This is a genomic window from Coprococcus sp. AM11-30B (assembly GCF_027674365.1).
Taxonomy (GTDB): Bacteria; Bacillota; Clostridia; order Lachnospirales; family Lachnospiraceae; genus Allocoprococcus; species Allocoprococcus comes.
Genome location: NZ_JAQDVB010000002.1, coordinates 1 through 20,275, shown reverse-complemented (window position 1 = coordinate 20,275; position 20,275 = coordinate 1). Strand labels below are relative to the sequence as shown.

General features: G+C 39.7%; 16 protein-coding genes, 1 tRNA gene and 2 pseudogenes. 6 read left to right on the top strand and 13 right to left on the bottom strand.

Features of this window, described 5'->3' with window-relative positions; translation table 11 throughout:
• Positions 1 to 93: 93 nt before the first annotated feature.
• Genes PGU50_RS01080 through PGU50_RS01065 form a run of 4 tightly spaced genes read right to left on the bottom strand, consistent with a single transcriptional unit; the run spans position 94 to position 5,156 of the window.
• Positions 94 to 1,578: a glycoside hydrolase family 32 protein gene (locus PGU50_RS01080; protein ID WP_118198792.1), complete on the bottom strand. Its 1,485-nt coding sequence runs from the start codon at positions 1,576 to 1,578 to the stop codon at positions 94 to 96.
• Positions 1,579 to 1,603: 25 nt separating this feature from the next.
• Entirely contained in the window at positions 1,604 to 3,283 is a 1,680-nt protein-coding gene (locus PGU50_RS01075) for an ABC transporter substrate-binding protein (protein WP_117822665.1), read from the bottom strand.
• 21 nt (positions 3,284 to 3,304) lie between these two features.
• Positions 3,305 to 4,201 carry a carbohydrate ABC transporter permease gene (locus PGU50_RS01070; protein WP_173826182.1) on the bottom strand — a complete coding sequence of 299 codons (897 nt, stop codon included), beginning with the start codon at positions 4,199 to 4,201 and terminating at the stop codon, positions 3,305 to 3,307.
• Positions 4,202 to 4,217: 16 nt separating this feature from the next.
• Positions 4,218 to 5,156: an ABC transporter permease gene (locus PGU50_RS01065; protein ID WP_117822661.1), complete on the bottom strand. Its 939-nt coding sequence runs from the start codon at positions 5,154 to 5,156 to the stop codon at positions 4,218 to 4,220.
• A gap of 225 nt (positions 5,157 to 5,381) precedes the next feature.
• Here PGU50_RS01065 and PGU50_RS01060 point away from each other — a divergent pair, with 225 nt between their 5' ends.
• Positions 5,382 to 6,407 (top strand): LacI family DNA-binding transcriptional regulator, encoded by a 1,026-nt coding sequence (locus tag PGU50_RS01060; RefSeq protein ID WP_117555433.1) that lies wholly within the window; start codon positions 5,382 to 5,384, stop codon positions 6,405 to 6,407.
• A 132-nt stretch (positions 6,408 to 6,539) separates the two neighbouring features.
• Here PGU50_RS01060 and PGU50_RS01055 read toward each other — a convergent pair.
• Together PGU50_RS01055 and PGU50_RS01050 are read right to left on the bottom strand one after the other, a co-directional pair.
• A pseudogene (locus PGU50_RS01055) lies at positions 6,540 to 7,004 on the bottom strand (AAA family ATPase); the annotation flags it as partial.
• Positions 6,998 to 7,297, bottom strand: a pseudogene (locus PGU50_RS01050) (MATE family efflux transporter); the annotation flags it as partial. The pseudogenes PGU50_RS01055 and PGU50_RS01050, both read right to left, overlap by 7 nt.
• Before the next feature lie 228 nt (positions 7,298 to 7,525).
• Here PGU50_RS01050 and PGU50_RS01045 point away from each other — a divergent pair.
• The gene (locus PGU50_RS01045; protein WP_118198790.1) at positions 7,526 to 8,749 is read left to right on the top strand and encodes a M28 family metallopeptidase; all 1,224 of its coding nucleotides are present in this window, start codon (positions 7,526 to 7,528) and stop codon (positions 8,747 to 8,749) included.
• Positions 8,750 to 9,029: 280 nt separating this feature from the next.
• Here PGU50_RS01045 and PGU50_RS01040 read toward each other — a convergent pair.
• Positions 9,030 to 9,100 (bottom strand) — tRNA-Gly (locus PGU50_RS01040).
• Between the two features lie 203 nt (positions 9,101 to 9,303).
• On the opposite strand from PGU50_RS01040, the gene PGU50_RS01035 reads away from it, so the two are divergent.
• The gene (locus PGU50_RS01035; RefSeq protein WP_118198789.1) at positions 9,304 to 10,128 is read left to right on the top strand and encodes a polysaccharide deacetylase family protein; all 825 of its coding nucleotides are present in this window, start codon (positions 9,304 to 9,306) and stop codon (positions 10,126 to 10,128) included.
• 33 nt (positions 10,129 to 10,161) lie between these two features.
• Here the strand turns inward: PGU50_RS01035 and PGU50_RS01030 are convergent, their stop codons facing one another.
• Positions 10,162 to 10,956, bottom strand: coding sequence for a Cof-type HAD-IIB family hydrolase (locus PGU50_RS01030; RefSeq protein WP_117555425.1), 795 nt, complete (start codon positions 10,954 to 10,956; stop codon positions 10,162 to 10,164).
• A gap of 177 nt (positions 10,957 to 11,133) precedes the next feature.
• Between PGU50_RS01030 and PGU50_RS01025 the strand changes: the two genes are divergently transcribed.
• Complete coding sequence (locus PGU50_RS01025) at positions 11,134 to 11,481, top strand: DUF6465 family protein (RefSeq protein WP_117555423.1); 348 nt, start codon at positions 11,134 to 11,136, stop codon at positions 11,479 to 11,481.
• An 11-nt stretch (positions 11,482 to 11,492) separates the two neighbouring features.
• The gene (locus PGU50_RS01020; protein WP_270245991.1) at positions 11,493 to 11,741 is read left to right on the top strand and encodes a hypothetical protein; all 249 of its coding nucleotides are present in this window, start codon (positions 11,493 to 11,495) and stop codon (positions 11,739 to 11,741) included.
• Positions 11,742 to 11,800: 59 nt separating this feature from the next.
• Here PGU50_RS01020 and PGU50_RS01015 read toward each other — a convergent pair whose 3' ends face one another.
• From PGU50_RS01015 to PGU50_RS00995, 5 genes are read right to left on the bottom strand one after another with little or no spacing between them, the layout of a single operon-like run.
• Positions 11,801 to 13,636 carry an alpha-amylase family protein gene (locus PGU50_RS01015; RefSeq protein ID WP_118198788.1) on the bottom strand — a complete coding sequence of 612 codons (1,836 nt, stop codon included), beginning with the start codon at positions 13,634 to 13,636 and terminating at the stop codon, positions 11,801 to 11,803.
• 2 nt (positions 13,637 to 13,638) lie between these two features.
• Positions 13,639 to 15,822 carry an alpha-galactosidase gene (locus PGU50_RS01010; protein WP_118198787.1) on the bottom strand — a complete coding sequence of 728 codons (2,184 nt, stop codon included), beginning with the start codon at positions 15,820 to 15,822 and terminating at the stop codon, positions 13,639 to 13,641.
• 27 nt (positions 15,823 to 15,849) lie between these two features.
• On the bottom strand, positions 15,850 to 16,692 hold the full coding sequence (locus PGU50_RS01005) for a carbohydrate ABC transporter permease (RefSeq protein ID WP_117555417.1): 843 nt from the start codon (positions 16,690 to 16,692) through the stop codon (positions 15,850 to 15,852).
• Positions 16,692 to 17,567, bottom strand: a complete 876-nt coding sequence (locus tag PGU50_RS01000; RefSeq protein WP_008370893.1) for a carbohydrate ABC transporter permease — start codon at positions 17,565 to 17,567, stop codon at positions 16,692 to 16,694. Before PGU50_RS01000 ends, PGU50_RS01005 begins: the two co-directional genes overlap by 1 nt.
• Positions 17,568 to 17,581: 14 nt before the next feature.
• Positions 17,582 to 18,856 carry an ABC transporter substrate-binding protein gene (locus tag PGU50_RS00995; protein WP_118198785.1) on the bottom strand — a complete coding sequence of 425 codons (1,275 nt, stop codon included), beginning with the start codon at positions 18,854 to 18,856 and terminating at the stop codon, positions 17,582 to 17,584.
• A gap of 290 nt (positions 18,857 to 19,146) precedes the next feature.
• Between PGU50_RS00995 and PGU50_RS00990 the strand changes: the two genes are divergently transcribed.
• Entirely contained in the window at positions 19,147 to 19,998 is an 852-nt protein-coding gene (locus PGU50_RS00990; RefSeq protein ID WP_117822643.1) for an AraC family transcriptional regulator, read from the top strand.
• The last annotated feature ends 277 nt before the right edge of the window (positions 19,999 to 20,275 follow it).

Genomic DNA, 20,275 nt, shown 5'->3' with positions numbered 1-20,275 from the left:
GCTCCTATACTACAAAGGGGATTCCCGTTCCAGGAATCCCCCTATCATTATCCATACGTCTTCAAACTCCATGTAAGTTTTATCATGTATTTTCTAAACCAGATCGTATTTCACTACATCGATTTTAGCTGCACCTTCAGCAAAAAATGAAATTCCTTTTGCCTCTTGTTCTGTAAATAGGACAGCCGACATAACCTGCTCGCCATCATTAATAAATATCTCTGCGCTAAATCTATCCAAAATCACACGAAGCTTTAATTCATCGGCATCTCCATTTACCCGGCATCTTCTCTGATGAACCAATGCTCGTTCACTTCCTGAAAATTTTCTATCAATTTTCAGGACAGACTCATCCGGGCGGAAACTCAGTTCTGTATGAAACTTCTCATTCTGTGCAAAGCGTAATGCAAATTTTTTATAGACATTCCCCTTATCTTCCGGACGTATCACAAGTTCCATGTCTATGGTTCGTCCTTCGATTTTATCTAATGTGATTATATCATTATTTATTACCACATTGTTGTACTCAACTCTGTTTTTACGCATTGCATCAAGTTCTTTGACTGGAGTTTGGTAAAGTCTTCCATTTTTTACAGACAATTCTCTCGGCAGACTCATTTGTGCAAACCACTTCGAATCGTTATCACGATGAGCTAGTGTATCCCAGTTCTGCATCCAACCAATCATAATTCTCCTGCCATCTGGGGCTTCCAACGTCTGCATTGCATAAAAATCAATTCCATAATCCACAGATTGCGTAAACTGCTCTTTTAAGGTATATGTATCTTTGTCCATTTCTCCTATGATACATAAAGTACCGTTTCCATTATGAAATTCGAAGCCTTCCGGCAACATATCCTGTGGACTGGTCAAAAGAACGTGTTTTCCATCCAGTTCAAAGAAGTCCGGACATTCCCACATCTTTCCAAAACGTTTCTTATTTTCTGCAAGGATGCTGACAAATCCCCACTCAAATCCATCCTTGCTTCTATAAAGAAGAATCTGTCCACTTCCGTCTGCCGGTCTGCTTCCGATAACACAATAGAAGTTCCCGTCTTTTCCTTTCCAGATCTTTGGATCACGAAAATCCACTTTACTTGCACCTTCCGGAAGATCTTTGGCTGTCAGAACCGGATTCTTCTCATATTTCTTATAATCTTTTCCGTTGCCAACAGCCACTGCCTGTGTCTGAATATCCCTTACCGTTCCATCTTCCATTTTCTCCTGATCCACTGCAGTATAGATGAGCAGCTGTCTGCCGTCTCCTAACTCTGTTGCACTTCCTGAAAAGCATCCAATCTTATCATACTCTTCATCCGGTGCCAAAGCTGCCGGAAGATATTCCCAGTGAAGCAGATCCTTACTAACCACATGCCCCCAATGCATACTGTTCCAGTATGTATCATATGGATGATACTGATAAAAAAGATGATACTCTCCCCGATAGTATGAAAAACCATTCGGATCATTCATCCATCCGACATATGGACTCACATGAAAAACCGGTCTGTCTTCTGCTTTTATCTGCTTTCCCTGTTCATCTTCATATTTTCTAGCCTTTTCTAACATCTCACTCATGCGAATCCTCCTATTATTCGTATCGTTATTTTTCTTCACTCAATGACTCTTGATACTGATCAAAGTATTTCTGTTTAATTGAAAGATAATCAGAAAGTCCATACTGTTCCATTTTCTTCAGATAGGAATCCCACTCTTTTTCAATTCCTCCATTCAGGATCCAGTCTGCTTTCTTCTGCTCTGCATATTTTTTAATATCGGTATCGTACTGAGATACTTTATTGGTATCATCAATGCTCATAAAGACATTTGGGTAAACATACTTGCTATTCATATCCTGTAAATAAGTTTCATGCATATTGTCTAAACGCCATTTTGCATCTTCCGGCTGTGTTACATATACATCATAATATTCATTCAGTACTGCAAGTGGACCATTTACAGATTGTGCCTCACGTACTTCTACCGGCGACTGCGTTCCAAGATCCATGTGCTTCAGCATTTCTCCGCCATCTTTATTTTTGGTCAGTTCAAAAATGTTAAAAGAATCCTTTTCTCCATAAGTTCCCCAGTTATTCTGTGGTGACTGAAGGGGTGCATACATCTGATCGATCCATGCAGCAGCAAGTGCTGTGTCACGACAGCTGGATGTAAGGACACATCTTCCACGATCGAATCCGCTTGTTTCGCTGTTGTTCTGTCTTGTGATATTTCTCATTCCATTCGGTCCTGTCAAAGCCGGCAGCATAACATAATCTTCATTGTTATCAATATTTGCAATATCCCATGTAAAGCAGAGACCATATCGATGATTCTTTCCTTTTGCTACATAGGTGGACCACTCTTGTGTAAATGCTTCCGGGTCAACCAGATCCTCTGTTACAAGCCTATGCAACCATTCAATTCCTTCTTTATACCCCTCCTGAACCGTTGTATAAATAACTTTTCCTTCATCCGTTACAGCGAAATGATCCCCTGTATCTCCATAACCCTCTCCAAATCCATTGATCAAAATTGCAGGATCCTGATCTCCATTATTGATAATAAATGACATTGGGATCACATCACCTTCAATTGAAAATTCTTTTTCAAGTTCATCTGCATGATCACGGAACTGAATTAATACCTGTTCCAATTCATCTGTTGTTGTCGGAATCTCAAGTCCAAGATAATCCAGCCATTTTTTGTTAATATACGGAATATCTCCGATTGCCTGAATGGCTTCTTTCCCAGCTCCAAGCTGTTCAATCCATGGAAATGAATAAATATGCCCATCCGGTGCTGTACACATTGTCCTGTATTCTGGGTATTTTTCAAATACTGCCTGTAAATTCGGCATATATTTATCTATCAGATTTTCCAATGGAATAATGATTCCCTGCTTTGCATAACGCAACAGATCATACTCACTCATTCCGGCATTGAATAATCCATCCGGCAGATTTCCAAACTGGGCAAGTGCCAGGTTTTTCTTATCAGAAAACTGATCTGATACAAAACAAGTCCAGTCAATATGAACATTGGTCTGCTCTTCCATACGCTGAAAGATCACTCGTTCATTTGGCTCCTGTGTTGATGTAGCCGGTGCACTTGTAATAAAGGAAAGTTCTGCGGTTTCCTTCAATGGAAACTGCACTTCCGATACAGGTGTATCCGGATCAATTTCAGCTGCAAGCTGCCGCTCTTTTCCACATCCTGCAACTCCTACCATCATCGTCATAGACAGTACAATTACAAGTAATGCATTTACTTTTCTTTTCTTCATATCTGTATCGTTCCTTTCTTATTAGCCTTTTACCGATCCTACCATAATTCCTTTGTCAAAATATTTCTGGAAGAACGGGTACATTACTAACAGTGGTAAACTTGATACTACAATGGTTGCATATTTAAGCTGTTCTGCTATTTTTGCCATTTCTGCCGTGCTCTGGATATCGGCGATCATTCCCGGCTGTGGTGTATTCTGTACCAGGATAGAACGGAGCACTAACTGCAACGGCTGCAGATTTGCATCATTCAAATAAATCATTGCATCGAAATAACTGTTCCACATTCCAACGAAAGACCAGAGTGCCAGAACTGCAATGATCGGCTTACATACCGGAATCATAATTTTAAAGAAATGCTGGATCTCATTCGCCCCGTCAAGCGCAGATGCTTCTCTTAATTCTGTCGGAATTGATTGATAATAAGTTCTTGCGAGAATCATATTCCATACATTAAATGCCCCCGGAATCAGGATTGCCCACACCGTATTCACCATGTGCAGCTGATTGATCAAAATGAATGTAGGAATCATTCCACCCCCAAAGAACATTGTGATCAGGAAAATAATATTGAAAAATTTTCTTCCTACAAATTCTTTTTTAGACAACGGATATGCTGCCAGCAATGTCACAAAAACGGAAATAACTGTAAATGCAAGTGAATACAGGAAAGAATTTAAGAATCCACGCCAGATCATTTTATTCTGTAACACTCTTCGATATGCGTCTAATGTCCAGTCCTTAATGTTAAAACTCAATCCCTGGTTATTCAAAACAGTCGGATCCATAAAGGACGCTAATACCACATAGATAATCGGTATTGCTATAGAAAGGACGAATAAACCAAGAATGGTAAACCCGATTCCAAGGATTACTTTGTCTGTCCTTGAATATTTTTTCTTCTTTTTTTTCTCCATCTTTTCTCCCTCTTTCCTATAATCCTTCTCCGTCATTCAGTTTCTTAACAACCCAGTTTACAAAAATCAGCAAGATAACATTTACAACAGAATTGAAAAGACCTACTGCTGTAGAATATCCATAATCTCCATTCAAAAGTCCGATACGGTATACATATGTAGACAGGATTTCTGATGCCGGCAAGTTCATATCTGTCTGTAACGCATAAGCTTTTTCAAAACCTATACTCATAATATTTCCGGCCTGTAAGATAAACTGAATTACAATAATATTTTTAATTGCCGGCAGCTCTACATACCAAATCTGCTGCAGAAGATTCGCTCCATCCATGATGGCTGCTTCTTCCAGCTCCTTGCTGGCATTTGCCAATGCTGCTGTGTACATAATAGATGACCATCCTGCCGCCTGCCAGATTCCACTTGCAATATAGATTGTCCGAAATGCAGAAGGCATTGTCATCCAGTTTGTACTGATTCCGAGTACTTTATTCAGCGGTCCTACAGGTGATAAAAGCATACGGACCATACCACAGAGTACAATGACTGAAATAAAGTTCGGCATATAGATCAAAAGCTGGACTTTCTTCTTAATTCCTGTCTTTCGGATACGATTCAGAAGCAATGCAAGAATAATCGGAACCGGAAAGCCCCACAGCAATCCGTAGATACTCAATTTTAATGTATTCATCAGATAGTTCATAAAATCCGGTGAAGATAAAAATCGTCTGAAATACTCAAGTCCGACCCAGGGACTCCCAAGAATTCCTTTGATTACATTGTAGTCTTCAAAAGCAATCAGAAGACCACCCATCGGGAGATACTTAAAAATAATTGTCAGCAAAAGTCCCGGCATCAGGAAGAAAAGATATAACTGCCAGTTTTTCTTCACATAAGTCATCTTTTCTCTCCAGGTTCGCTTACTTACGGACTTTGCTTGGTTTTGCATTCTTTTCATGCATTTCTTCCTCCATTCCTTTAACTTATCGTGCAAAACCGGTTAAGTAACCGGTTACTTTATGATTTGATAATACTATATCCATCTCACTCTGTCAACACTTTTATGTACTAAAATAACCGGTTACGTAATCGGTTATTTTTCCATTGCGTTTTTCCATGAGAATTGCTATACTAAAGAATATTATAGACTATTAGCCGTCATATTGAAGGAGATTCAACTTTTATGAGTAAAAAACAGGTAACTTTTGCAGATATTGCAGAATACACAAATTTTTCAAAGACTACAATATCAAGATACTTCAATCATCCTGATTCTCTTACCTTAGAAAATCAGGAAAAGATTTCACAGGCTCTTGACACACTTGGATATAAAAAGAATAAGCTGGCAAAGGTTCTGGCGAATGGAAAAAGTGAATTTATCGGAATCATTGTTCCAAACCTCTACCTGCACTATTATTCTGAGATGCTGGCACAATTTCTTTCCAGCTACAGAGATTATCATTATAAATTTCTTGTTTTCGCCAGCGAACATGGAGCTGAAGAAGAACAACAGTACATTGAGGAACTTCTATCTTATCAGATTGAGGGACTGATTGTTTTAAGTCACACGCTTCCATCCGAGAAGCTCGCTTCCTATCAGATTCCTGTCATCGCAATTGAACGTGAAGCAGAACATATCAGCAGTGTCAATACCGATAACTATATGGGCGCACTTCAGGCTACTTCCCTGTTGATCCGGGATAAATGTGACATATTGATTCATATAAATGTCAATGTGGATAAATCCATCCCAGCTTATGACCGCATCCGGGCCTTTCAGGAAACTTGTGAAGAATATCATGTTCCATATGATATCGATCTGAGTGTAGAAGGTAATTCTTATCATGAGATTTTAAATGTGATCCGGGAGATTTTTAATAAGATAGAAGCAAAATACCCAGATCAAAAAAAAGGTATCTTTCTTGCGAATGATACCTATGCCAATATGTTTCTTAATTTAATTTTCCAAAAATACGGAACCTTTCCTTCAACTTATGAGATTGTTGGATTTGACAATTCCCCGATTGCCAGCGAGGCAATCCTTCCAATCACAACCGTTGGCCAGCAGATTGATGTAATTGCTAAAACCGCCATGGATCTTCTGGTCCGACAGATGGATGAGCAGAAAAAGCGTGCTCCCAAACCATTGGGCGAACCTATTCACAAACAAATTACACCTGTATTGATCCGCCGTAATACAACACAATAGTTTATTTTTCCAGATTAAAAAACACTTTCTGCTACCACTAGGTTTCCTATATTATTTTAACATCCAAGTTATATGCAAAAAACAAGAAGTTTTTAAGGTTAAACCGTAAAAACTTCTTGTTTTTACAATTTTTTACACCCCTAAACATTCCATAATGATCTTCTCACATCTGTCATATTCAAGCTGCGAACTGTTCAGACATAAGGTATAATTGCTGGCTTTTCCCCATTTCTGATCTGTGTAAAAATTATAATTTGTCATACGCCTTTTATCTGTATCTGCCAGCATTTTGGCAGCTTCCTTTTCACCGACATGATATAACTGACCGATACGCTGTATTTTTTCCGGCATATTCCCATGAATAAACACATTTAGCACATCCTCCCTGTCTTTCAGGATATAATCTGCATTTCTTCCAATGATCACACAAGATTCTTTCTCTGCTATATCTAAAATCACTTTTCTCTGTGCCTCGTATACCATATCTTCTACTGATTTTCCTGTAATGTCACGCCCTGCAAATGCATAGGCAAATAATCCTTTCTTCGGTGATAATTCTGCATTTTCCTTGACGTATTCCGGTGATAAACCAGACTGTTACCAGCTACCTTCGCAGCTTTTTTCCTGTTCCCCTGTCCAAGTGTCCTTGCCAGAAGTGCATTGGTTCCTACACCGGTTCCGATTCCTACTGCTACCATGAGCATCTGCACCGGAAATACCAGAGTCAAAGCATTTAATGCTGCTTCACTGCCTGCTTTCATATTTCCTACAAATGCACTGTCTACGATATTATAGACTGCCTGTAATGCCATGGATAAGATCATCGGGATCCCCATTTGGACCATCAGCTTATTCACCGGCATCTCCTTCATCTTGTTGCTTTCTACCATTTTGTTTTAACTCCTCTCTTTTTGGCACAAAAAAAATATCTTGTAAATTCTGTTTCAGATGGTGCAAAGGCAATTGACTTTTCTATCACAGAAGAAAAACAGCTGTTAGCAATATAAGAAAAAAATACGAATGATACTTAAAACCGTGCTACTAAACTTGTCGGGATTTTGCTATAATGTATGTCAGAAGGAAAAATCTGAAAAAAGAAGAAAAGGAGTATTTTTGAGATGGATTTACAGCAGATTTTTAACGACACGGATTTTGTCCATACAAGTGGGACAAAAGAAGAATTGCAGGTTGCAGGATATCTGAAAATGCAGTGTGAGAACATGGGGGTTCCGGCACAGATCGAAGGTTTTCGCGTGGCAATGGGCGATATTGAAGAGGTTCATTTGTATGCAGATGGGGAAGAGATAACATGCAAGGCTTTTTCCTGCTGCGGAAGCGGTGTGGCAGAAGGAGAGCTGTATTACATGCCGGGAACAGATCCAGTATCGATTGCAGGAGCCAAAGACAAGATTGTTCTGATGGACACACAGGGATTTGGATTCTTTACTTACCGGGATCTGATGAAGGCAGGTGCAAAGGCAATTCTCTGCCAGTATGGTAACTTATATTATCCACAGCAGGATATTGACCAGAGAGATCTTCGGGAAGCAGTTGTCAGAGAAGAAAAGAAAGTCCTTTGTGCAATGATTCATACAGGAGATGCGGTTAAGCTGGTAAAAAATCATGCGAAAAAGATGCGGTTAGAGATTAAGCAGAAGGAATATGACGGAGAATCCCATAATGTGATCGCAGAACTTCCGGGAAAAAAGGAAGAGTGGATCATGCTTAGTGCACATTATGATACAACCGCTCTTTCACATGGTGCTTATGACAATATGAGTGGATGTGCAGGACTTCTCGGAATTATGGAATACATGAAAGACAAAGAACGCAATTACGGTCTTCGCTTTGTGTTCTGCGGAAGCGAGGAACGTGGTTTATTAGGATCGAAAGCTTATGTGAAAGATCATGAGGCAGAGCTGGATAAAATCGTATTCAACATCAATCTTGATATGATCGGAACCTATATGGGTAAATTCATTGCATGCGTGTCAGCAGAAGAGAAGCTTTCTCATTACATCAGCTATATGTCAGCGGAAATTGGATTCCCGATAGCTTCTGAGACAGGCGTGTACCCCAGTGATTCCACTCCATTTGCAGATAAAGGTGTACCGGCAGTCTCATTTGCCCGTCTTGCAAGCGGAAATGTTGCACCGATCCATTGCCGGTACGATGTGAAGGCTGTGATGTCCATGGAGCAGCTGCAGAAAGATATTCATTTCCTGAGTTTATTTACAAATCGTTTCACAAACGCTGTGGTATGCCCGGTGAAGAGAGAAATTCCGGAAAATATCAAAAAAGAATTAGATGAATATCTTTTCCGTAAAAGAAAAGAGAATTAAATGAAAGGAAGAACTGTCGCAGTGTAAGAAAAATTTATTTGACTTTTGAAAAAACTGGAAATATAATTATAGTAGACGAGTAGCAGGTAAGCGTAAATCCAGCTTAGCAGCTACTCGTTTTTTGCTTTGTTAAAATAATATATTTGCTATGAAAAAAGTGTGTAGCTTGTCAGCGTAAGTCCAGCTTATAAGACAAGGTGCTCACTTTTTTGTGCCAAAAAAAGAACCGCCCTGATCGTTTCATCAACCATCTGAGGTTCTTCTTTTTACGCATAACAAAAGCGGGTGATGGGAATCGAACCCACGTATCCAGCTTGGAAGGCTGGTGTTCTACCATTGAACTACACCCGCGTCTTAAAGACAAATAATATAATATCACATCTCAGAAAAAATGCAAGTCTTTTTTTCATTTTTTGATCACTTTTTTAATCACTTTGATTACTTTTTGTCCACTTTATTTTCTGACCTCTATTTTATCTATTTCGGTTCTTTTCCTTCCATTTCCACATATATTTTATCAATCACCTGTTTTCTATCCGATCGGAGTTCCTTTTATGTTTTCCAGATTAAAATCAAAAAATATTATACGGATCTGTTTTCTTTTCCTTGCGGCTTTCTTTGTGGGAATCGGCGCTGCATTTCTGCATGATCATTTCTTTTCAGCCGCTGTTCCCACCTCTTCTGAAGGCAACTGGGGGCTCAGCTTCCAAACTGATGGGGATCCCCCTGTCGGCAATGCCACATTTGACGAGTTGAAAAAATTTGATGCCTTTTACGCACAGGACACCGGTGAAAAGGTAATCTACCTTACTTTCGATGCCGGTTATGAAAATGGAAATACACCGGCTATTCTGGAAGCTCTTACGAAACATCAGGCTCCGGCAACGTTCTTCGTCGTCGGCACACTTCTGGAAAGCAATCCAGAACTTATCAAACAGATCCTCGCTGCCGGTAACACCATCGGCAACCACACCTGGCATCACAAAGACATGTCACAGATCTCTACAATGGACTCCTTTTCTGAAGAAATCCAGACAGTTGAAAAACTGTATCAGCAGATCACCGGACAGGAAATTTCCAGATTTTATCGTCCACCACAGGGCAAATACAGCGAAGCCAACCTGAAAATGGCGCAGGAGCTTGGCTATCACACATTCTTCTGGAGTCTCGCCTATGTCGACTGGTATCAGGATAACCAGCCATCCCACGAAGAGGCTTTTGAAAAACTGCTTGGAAGGATCCATCCCGGTGCCATCGTTTTACTCCACAGTACGTCCTCTACAAACGCTGAAATCTTAGATGAACTTCTCACCAAATGGGAAGAAATGGGCTATCATTTTGGTTCTCTTGATGATCTTATAAAAGCTGCTGCATCTTAGAAAATTTTCTCTGTAACTTTACCGGAGGATTCTCTAATCGATCAGTCCATATTTCTTCATCGCATAAGCAATTCCATCTTCTTCAACGGTCTTTGTCACAAATTCTGTATAAGGTTCCAGCACCTGGTCATGCGCGCCCATCGCAATCGCATGCCCGGCATGCTGGAACATTGCCAGATCATTGCTGCTGTCTCCAAATACATATGACTGGTCTCTCGTCATTCCAAAATGCTCCAGTACCCAGTCAATCGCAGTTCCTTTTGTATAGTCCTTCAGGATACATTCAAATGTATTACTTCCACGGTCGATTACTTCCATATCATCTTTAATAAATTCAAAAAATGCTTTTACATCACTTTTTTCATCCGTATAAATAAAGATCTTATCATATGGACATCTTCTCTGCTCCATATAACGCTCGATTCCAAGTCCACGGTTATTCATGTGTTTTTTTGTATTTTCCAATCTGTCAAATCTTGAAACTCTTGAAGTGAAATACACATCTTCTGCTCCCTCAAAAATCCCATCAATCTGACATTTTGTCATATAATCAGCGATCTCATCGCCCCTCTCCGGATCCAGATGCTTTTCAAAAATAACTTCTTCATCAAATGTAAAATAAATCCCACATCCACACAGATATCCATCAAATGGAAGTTTTTTCAGTTCCACCGGGACACTGCAGTACGTTCTTCCTGTATTGATAAACAAAAAATGTCCTGCGTCGTGTGCCCTTTTAAGTGCATCTACCGTACTTGCGGGAATCTCTTTTGTAATTTCACTGAGTACGGTCCCATCAATATCAAAAAATAATGCTGCTCTATTCATTCTACCTCTTCCTCCCGATTATACTCCAATTACACGATACTCATTATACTCATATCTCACCATTATGCGCAACCCTTTTTCATTTTCTGCAAAATATCTGTGATAAATACCATTTTGACTTCTCCATATAAAAGTAATATAATAGATGTTGTACAATTTGAAAAAGGGGTAATAATAATGAATAAAAGAATCGATAAGAAAAAACAGAAAAGAACACTTGAATCAGCAGTAACTGCTACAGCTACATCATCAGCACCGGCTACAGCAACTCCTGTTGTAGAGATAAAAGAAGTTGTAAAAGAAGTCAAAGTACCAGTAGAAGTTCCTGCCAAAAATCCTGCATTCTATGTTCAGTACCAGAGTGCAGAATATACTGTAGCCGCTATCACAGAACGTGTGATTGCTGACTGCAATGCAAAGGGACACGCTGTAGAAACTCCGGAAGCTCTCTCCATTTATCTGAAACCAGAAGACAAAAAAGCATATTACACCCTTGGAGGGTTCAATGGATATATTGAATTATAAAGGAGTATTTTATGGCGCTTAACTTTCAACAGCTTGGAATGCTTGCAAAACTGAAATCCGCATTTTCCACTTTTCAACAGGAGCATCCTAAATTTATGCCTTTTATTCATGCAGTAAAAGGAGATGCATGCCGCAAAGACAGCATCATCGAAATCTCCGTCAAATCTCCGAAAGGACGGAATTATACCACTAATTTCCGTGTTACCGAAAAGGATTTGGAACTTATCCAGATGCTGAAAGATATGCAGGAAAACCAATAAAGTAAAAAAAGCAGGTAAGAAAGGATAAAATTTCTTACCTGCTCTTTTTCTATCTTACTTTAGCATTTCTTTGCTAATACAAAGGAATGGCCTTCCATTTTTATTGCCTGAAGGCTGACTTTTTTACCGGTATATAAATCCATATACTCTCCCTCTTCTTCGATCCAGGCTGTCCGGTCCTCTTCTGCGAAATTAAAAAGTGCTGTCATCTGCTCGCCCTCCAGTTCCCGCACAACTCCAAGGATTCCATTTTCCCAGGTATCAAGCGTCCAGACATTTGCCGATGCGTCAAATACTTTTTCCTTACTTCGAATGGATCTAAGTTTTCCAATTCCATCAAACAGTTCTTTTTGTACCGTTCCTTTTCTCTTTCGTCCGTCTGCCAGCTTCCAGTCAAATTTTCCTCTGTGGATATACCTGGAATCAACCCGTTTTTCCGGATCATTTTTATAAGTATAATCATTTACCTGACCAATCTCATCTCCACTGTAAAGCATTGGAATTCCGGATTGCACCATCATATATGCATGCAGCATCAGATCAAATCTGACTGCTCTTTTTTTCTTTTCTTCATTTTGTTCAAATCCGGCACTTTCAATTCCACACATGGAAGCTGTCGTTGCACAGAATCTGGCATCTCCTGTTATCGGATCTTCATTATAAAGTTCCCCGCGGCTCACACTTTCTGCGATTTTTCCTGTGAAAAAGTCATTCAGATATCTTTTGTGTGGGACTTCCTGCATTCCCCAACCGGCAAGTGTCTGGAAATCCAATCCCCATCCAATATCATCATGACATCTGAGGTAATTTAAGAAAGTATACTCTTTCGGAAGGTTGTTCATAATATCAAGCTGCATCCGTAAAAGTCTGGTATCTCTCGTCGCAACCGTATTCCATGTAGTAGCCATCATAGTTACATTATAAAGCATATGACATTCCGGCTTTTCTATGGTACCAAAATAAGGAACTACTTTTTCCGGTTTCATCACGACTTCCCCTAATAATACAACCGACGGACACACAATCTCCCCGATCATACGCATCATCCTGACTATCGTGTGTACCTGTGGAAGATTTCTGCAGCTTGTCCCCATTTCCTTCCAGATATAAGGAACTGCATCGATCCGCAGAATGTCAATCCCCTGATTGACCAGGAAAAGGAAATTATACATCATTTCGTTAAACACCCTCGGATTCTTATAATTCAGATCCCACTGGTAAGGATAAAAGGTAGTCAACACGTAGTGTCCGATTTCAGGAAGCCAGGTGAAATTCCCCGGTGCAGTTTCCGGAAATACCTGTGGCACTGTTTTCTCATATTCTCTGACATAGTTTTCATTGTCACAGAAAAAATACCGGCTCATATATTCGCCTTCACCCATTCTTGCCTTCTGTGCCCATTCATGATCTTCGGAAGTATGGTTCATTACAAAATCCATACACAGATTCATGTCTTTTTCATGGCAGGCTTCAGCCAGATCTGCAAGGTCTTCTATGGTTCCAAGTTCCGGCTTTACTTTTCTGAAATCCGCAACCGCATAGCCTCCATCGGATCTTCCCTTTGGCGAATCAAGAAACGGCATCAGATGAACACAGTTTACACCACATTCTTCCAGATACTTAAGCTTTCCTTTGACTCCTCTTAAATTTCCGGCGAAATTATCAATATACAGCATCATTCCCAGCATGTTTTTTTTACGATACCACGCCTGATCCTTTTCCTTCTCCAGATCTCTCTTTCGAAGTTTCGCATTTCTTGCTTGATAGTAATTCTTCATCTGTTCACAGAGCTCTGCAAACATTGCTTCATTATCATATAATTCCATATAGAGCCAGCGAAGCTCATCCATATGCTTCGCCAGTCTCTTTTCAAAAATATCATTTGTTTTTCTCATTTTTACTCGACCATTTCCAGATAAATCTGATATGCTTTGTACTCACCAAATTCAAGAGGCATCGGAATTCCAACTTCCATCAGAGCCTCTGCCGGATAAATTTTTCCGGTTCTTGAATCTTTATAGAATTGTCCGGCACACAGACCTTTCAGTTTCACATAATTTACTGTCATATTTCCATGGATTTCAAGCATAACTACATTTACGAGTACTTCTTTCCCATCTTCTGATGCAAATTCCCATGCGCCGATTTCTTCTGCGAATGGATTACTCAGTCGATAGTAAAGTCCATTTTGTACAAGCTGTGCATATTTTTTGTATTCTACTATCTGTTCCCGGATCTCTCTGCGCTCTTCATCTGTCATTTTCGCCGGATCCAGTTCATAGCCGAAGGTTCCTGCCATGGCACAGACACCTCTTGTATGGAGTGATGTCTTTCTTCCTGTCTGATGATTCGGAACTGCAGATACGTGAGATCCAACTGCAGATACCGGATACCCAAAGGATGTTCCGTATTGGATCCTTACACGATCCACTGCATCGGTATTGTCACTGCACCAGATCTGTGGTGTATAATACAGCATTCCCGCGTCAAAACGACCTCCACCACCACTGCAGCCTTCGATCAGAAGGTCTGGATAGCGGCTTATAATACGCTCCAGAAAATCATAAAGCCCAAGCATGTAGTCATACTGCACACTGCCCTGTTCTTCTGCTGTCATAGAATATACTTCTGCCATACTTCGGTTCATATCCCATTTTACATATTCGATATTTCCCTGATCGAGCACCTGACACATCTGCTCATAAACAGCATCCACAACTTCTTTTCTCGAAAAATCAAGGAGCAGCTGGTTTCTTCCTTTTACCGGTTTTCTTCCCGGAATCTGAATTGCCCAGTCCGGATGTTCACGGTAAAGATCACTGTCTTCATTTACCATCTCCGGCTCAAACCAGAGCCCGAATTTAACACCTAACGCATTGATCCTGCTGATCAGGTCACCAAGACTTCCCTGCAGCTTTTCTTCATTTACTTTCCAGTCGCCAAGTCCACTGTTGTCATCATTTCGACTTCCAAACCATCCATCGTCCAGTACAACCATATCGATTCCCAGATCCTTTGCCTGCTCGGCAAGATGATAGATATCTTCTCCCGTAAAATCAAAATAGCATGCTTCCCAACTGTTGATCAGTACCGGTCTTACTTTTTCTTTATATTTTCCGCGACACAGATTTTTACGGATACATCTCTGCAGATTCTGGGAAAGCTTTCCAAGTCCCTGATTGCTGCAAGTTAAAATAACTTCAGGAATCACAAATTCCTCTCCTTTTTTCAGTGGATAAGAAAACTGTTCTTCCTGCAGTCCCATCTGCATTCTTGTCTGCCCGAACTGATCCTTTTCTACTTCTGCTTTAAATCCTCCGCTGTATACAAAAGACATTCCATAACAAGTACCTGCGTCTTCCGTCGTTTCTTTTTCTGCCAGTATCATCATCGGATTGTACTGATGGCTGGATGTTCCTCTGCGGCTTCCAATTACAAAAGCTCCATGTCCTACCGATGTTCTTTGCATATTTCTTTCCATCGCATGGCGGCCGTAAAATGAAATCACATCAAACTCACCGTGAAGGAAATCAATACAGGCTGCCTGTGCTTTTGTCAGTCTGATTTTATCTTCTTCTGTATTGATCACTTTTGCACTTCTTGTGATCACATCATACTCCGGAAGAACTCCATAAAGTAATTCTACCTGTAATCCTGTCACCTGATCTTTCATATAAATGATCAGAGTCTGGGCTTCCTCTTCTGCAGCATAAACTGCAGGAAGCCCCTTCAAATTGTATTTTCCATCACAAATCTCATATCCCTGATATCTAAGATCGCATCCAAAAGAACCATCTGCATTTACAAGGTCAAGCACCGGACTCCTGAAATCTCCTGTCAGTCGGCATGGAAATTCCTGCGGCAGCACATCAAGGGAATATGTTCTGTCATTTCCTGCATCCTGCGGATTTCCAGAGAAGCCACGGTCTGCATAGGTCAGAAGATAGTCCATAACTCCATCTGTCTTTCTTCCATAATATAAATGCAGTAAAAATCCATATGCATCAATCTGCATCTGATACGTTGTATTATGGGTATGTAATGTAAATGTTCTTGCTTTCTCGTTGTATATGATTCCCATGTTCTTCTCCTTAAGCTTCTGTCAAATTTATTTTACTGCTCCATTTACAACACCGTTCAGAATCTGTTTCTGGCAGATCAGATAGAAAATCAAAATCGGAAGCAGTGCCAGTAAATAGGACGCAAATGCAAGATTATAATTTGTTCCAAACTGTGTCTGGAATGTCATCTGTGCAAGTGGCAGTGTGTTCACATCGCTACCTGCCAGAATTACAAGTGGTGTCATAACATCATTCCATGTACCAAGTGCTGTGAGTACCGCTACTGTTGCATGCATCGGTTTCATGATCGGAAAAATAACACTCCAATAAGTTTTCCAGGTTGTTGCCCCGTCTACATGTGCAGCCTCTTCCAGTGCCATCGGAATATTTTTCAGATAACCGGAATATAAGAGCACATTCATCGGCATATAAAATACAAGATAACACAAAATAACACCGAAAATATTGTCAATTCCCATCTGTGCTGTCTGCTTCACAAGTGGCATCATCAAAATTGCAAATGGAACAAACATACCGCTTACAATATAAAGATAGGCTACTTTGTAAAATTTACTGGTACTTTTACTTCTTCCGATCACATAACCGATCATAGAATGAATCAGAATGGAAAGAACTACCGTTACAATCGTTATCAGCACACTGTTGCCCAGTGAATGCCAGAAATCTGTTACACGCATTGCTTCTGCAAAGTTAGAAAAGCTCCAGCTTTTTGGCAGTGATAAGATTCCGGAAATACTGTTTGTCATTTCCGACGGTTTCTTAAATGCAATCACAACTGTAAGATAAAGAGGAAAAATAACGGTTACAAGACCCAGAATCAATAAAATTGTGATTGGCCAGTTTACTCTTTCTTTCACCTTTACTTTCATTATAACTGTTCCTCCTTATTTCCCAAAAAGTTCATCTGTAATACAGAGATCACAACGATCACTACAAAGAACACAACTGCATTGGCACTCTGGAACCCAAACTGTCCTCCGGCCATACCATTGTTATAAATCAAAAATGAAATTGATTCTGTACTCTGCGCCGGGCCTCCTTTGGTAAGAGCCATGATCTGATCAAATACCATCAGAAAATTCTTCATGCAAAGTACCATATTGATGGTAAAGAATGGAAGGATCAGTGGAAATGTCAGATTCTTGAATTTTTTCCATCCGGTCGCTCCATCAAGAGAACCTGCTTCGTATACATCCTCCGGTACCGTCTGAAGTCCGGAAATATAAATAATCGTATTCATTGCAACAGACTGCCATGCACATACAATTACGATCGCAACCCATGCCCATTTTGAGCTTGCCAGGATACTGTCACCTTTTCCGCCCATCATTTTTACAACTGCCGGAAGAATATAAGTGAAAAAGTAATTGAAAATATAACCCACTACAAGTGCTCCTAAAATATTTGGAACGAAATACATTCCTCTGAGTGCACTTTTAAATTTAATTTTACTGTTTAATCCAAGAGCTAAAACAAGACTTAACACATTTACAACTATTGTTGCAACAATTGCAAGCTTGAATGTAAACAGGTAGGATTTCCCGACTCTTGCATCAGTAAATAAGTCTGTATAATTCCGAATACCTACCCAGTCAAACTCGCCATATCCTCGAAAATTTGTAAAACTATAAATAACACCTTTAATAAGAGGCAGCGTATTAAAGCAGAAAAACAACGCAAGTATCGGTATCGTAATCAGTAAAAATGTCCGCTCTCTGCCATTCATCCTTTTCAATTTATTCATGATCTGTATCCCTCCTACTTGCCTGCTTCATAATCTTCTATCATACGAATGATATCCCTGTTATATCTGATCCAGTCTTTGTCAAATTTTTTCAGGAATGCGTCAACATCCTGGTTTATGAGAAATGTCTGGATTTGTGCATCGACTGCCATTTCTGACGGATAATAGTGATCCTGGTAATCCGCCATACGGTTATCCTGAATATATGGTTTCATATCTTCCAGCTCTGGAGCCAGTGCAAAATCTTCATCTTTACAAGGCACTGCATTCTGCGCATCTAAGTATGTCTGGATACTTTCATGATCCATCAGAAAATCAAGTACTTCATATGCCGCTTCTTTATTTTCACATGCATCCATCACGCAGAACTGAAGGTCTACTCCTGAATTTAATACATTGTCCTCTTCAGAATCATTAGCCGGCATAACAAAGGATCCGATATTCATATCCGGATTTACAGATTTGATCTGCGGAATTGCATAGCTTCCGATTGTATACATCGCTGATTCACCATTTGCAAATGCAGTACATGCATCGTTGTATCCGTATCCAAACGGTCCATCTTCACCATAATTTAACAATTCAAGCATTTTTTCTGCCACTTGCGGATATTCTTTGGAGAAGGTTGTTTCTCCCTTATTCACCTGCTGACAAACATCGGATGGTGCAAGTCCGACTGCAAGTGCATTCCAAGGTGCAAGGCAGGTCCAGGTATCTTTATATCCAAAATAAAGTGGCTGGATTCCTTCATTCTGAATCTCCTCGCAAAGAGAAACAAATTCATCCCAGGTCTGCGGAATCTCCCATCCATGTTCCGCAAACATATCTTTGTTATAGAGCACTCCTGCCGCATTTGCCACATACGGAAGCCCATATGTTCCTTCTGTCGGAACAAACTCCAATCCTTCAATAATATCCAGATAAGCAGGTTTTACCTCACTAAGTCCTTCATAATCTGAAAGGTCAGCCAGTATTCCTGAATCAACAAAATACGAATAATTGATATCTCCTCCGATTCCGATAATATCCGGATAATCTTCTCTGATAAAACGTGTTTTCAAAATTGTTGTCGCATCATTTGGGGAAGATATTTTTAAATGGATATCATCATGTGTCTCATTAAATTCTTTTTCGAGCTGTTCAAATATATCTACCGCCTCTGGTTTATACTGAACAAGTTCAATTTCCACTTTTCCGCTTTTTGGATTTTGCTGACATCCCTGTAATACAGCTGATGCCATCAGAATACAGGACATTCCCAAAACAATTGCTGCTCTTTTCCTTCTCATTTTTTCTCCTTCTTCACAGGTATATTCGTTTTTAGTTACCGCTCGATATATCAAGTGCTTTCTTTATAGTTGTATTATAACATACCATTATGCGACTATAAATATCATTGTATTTGAATTTTTATTCCAAAATGCTATTATTTTCTTCTTTTTTGCTAAATGCATAGCATTTTGGTATATTTTAGTTGCAATCTATTTATTAAATCAGTAGAATAAATATATATCAACTGACTTAACATCTGCTAAACATCATTTTTTCACGGCAGAGCACCTATGAGAAAGGAATTATTATGAAAGAACTTATGTTTTCAGTATTTCCAAGCGAGAATTTTGTCGATCTTGGATTGTATCAGTTTGGTTACGAACAATGTGAACCGGCGCATAGTTTTGGTCCTGCCGTCCGTAATCATTTTCTTTTTCACTACATTATCTCCGGCACCGGAATTTTAATGGCAAATGATTCTCACGGTGTAACACAGACCTATCACGTAAAAAGTGGTCAGGGCTTTATGATTTTCCCCGGTCAGATCAATACCTATATCTCTGATGAAAAACTCCCCTGGGAATATACATGGATTGAATTTGACGGACTGCGTGCAAAGGAAACCATTGAACTTTCCGGACTTAGTTTGGATAATCCGATTTATAAAGCTACTTCTAAAGATCTTCGCGAAATACTGAAAGAAGAACTTCTCTATATTGCAAGCCACGGAGACGCAACACCTTTTCACCTCATCGGACATCTCTATCTTGCAATTGATGCTCTAATCCGTTCTACGGCTACTATGCAGACATCGAAAATCAGCCGCCTTCAGGATTTTTATATCCATGAAGCGTTATCCTACATAGAGCAGAATTTTCAAAACGATATTTCAGTTGAAAACATCGCTGCTGTATGCGGATTAAACCGCAGTTATTTCGGAAAAATTTTCAAAGACGGAATTGGAAAATCTCCTCAGGAATTTTTGTTGAATTATAGAATGATTAAAGCTGCTGAATTATTAAAACTGACAAAGCTTTCCATTAAAGATGTAGGTAATGCAGTCGGTTATCCCAACCAATTACATTTTTCCAGAGCATTTAAAAATATTTATGGAATATCGCCAAGAGACTGGCGTAATCAGAACAGACTTAAACAATAATAGAAAAAGAATGCTGCAGTTCAGACTGTGCATTCTTTTTCTATTATTTAATATGTAATACTATAAAGAATGTGCCTAGGCTCGTAGTGCCTTTTATTTAACAGGAAGTTCCTACGGATTTTGCTATGCAATAAAAAAACTGCAAACCCTTACGGTCTACAGCTCCCTTACTTTTTTCATGTACCTTCAAAACCACATACAAATTTAAATCTTTACTTCATCCATTCTTCCTTACCCTGTCCTACCTTCTTGGTTATGCCCTCGACCGATTAGTAAC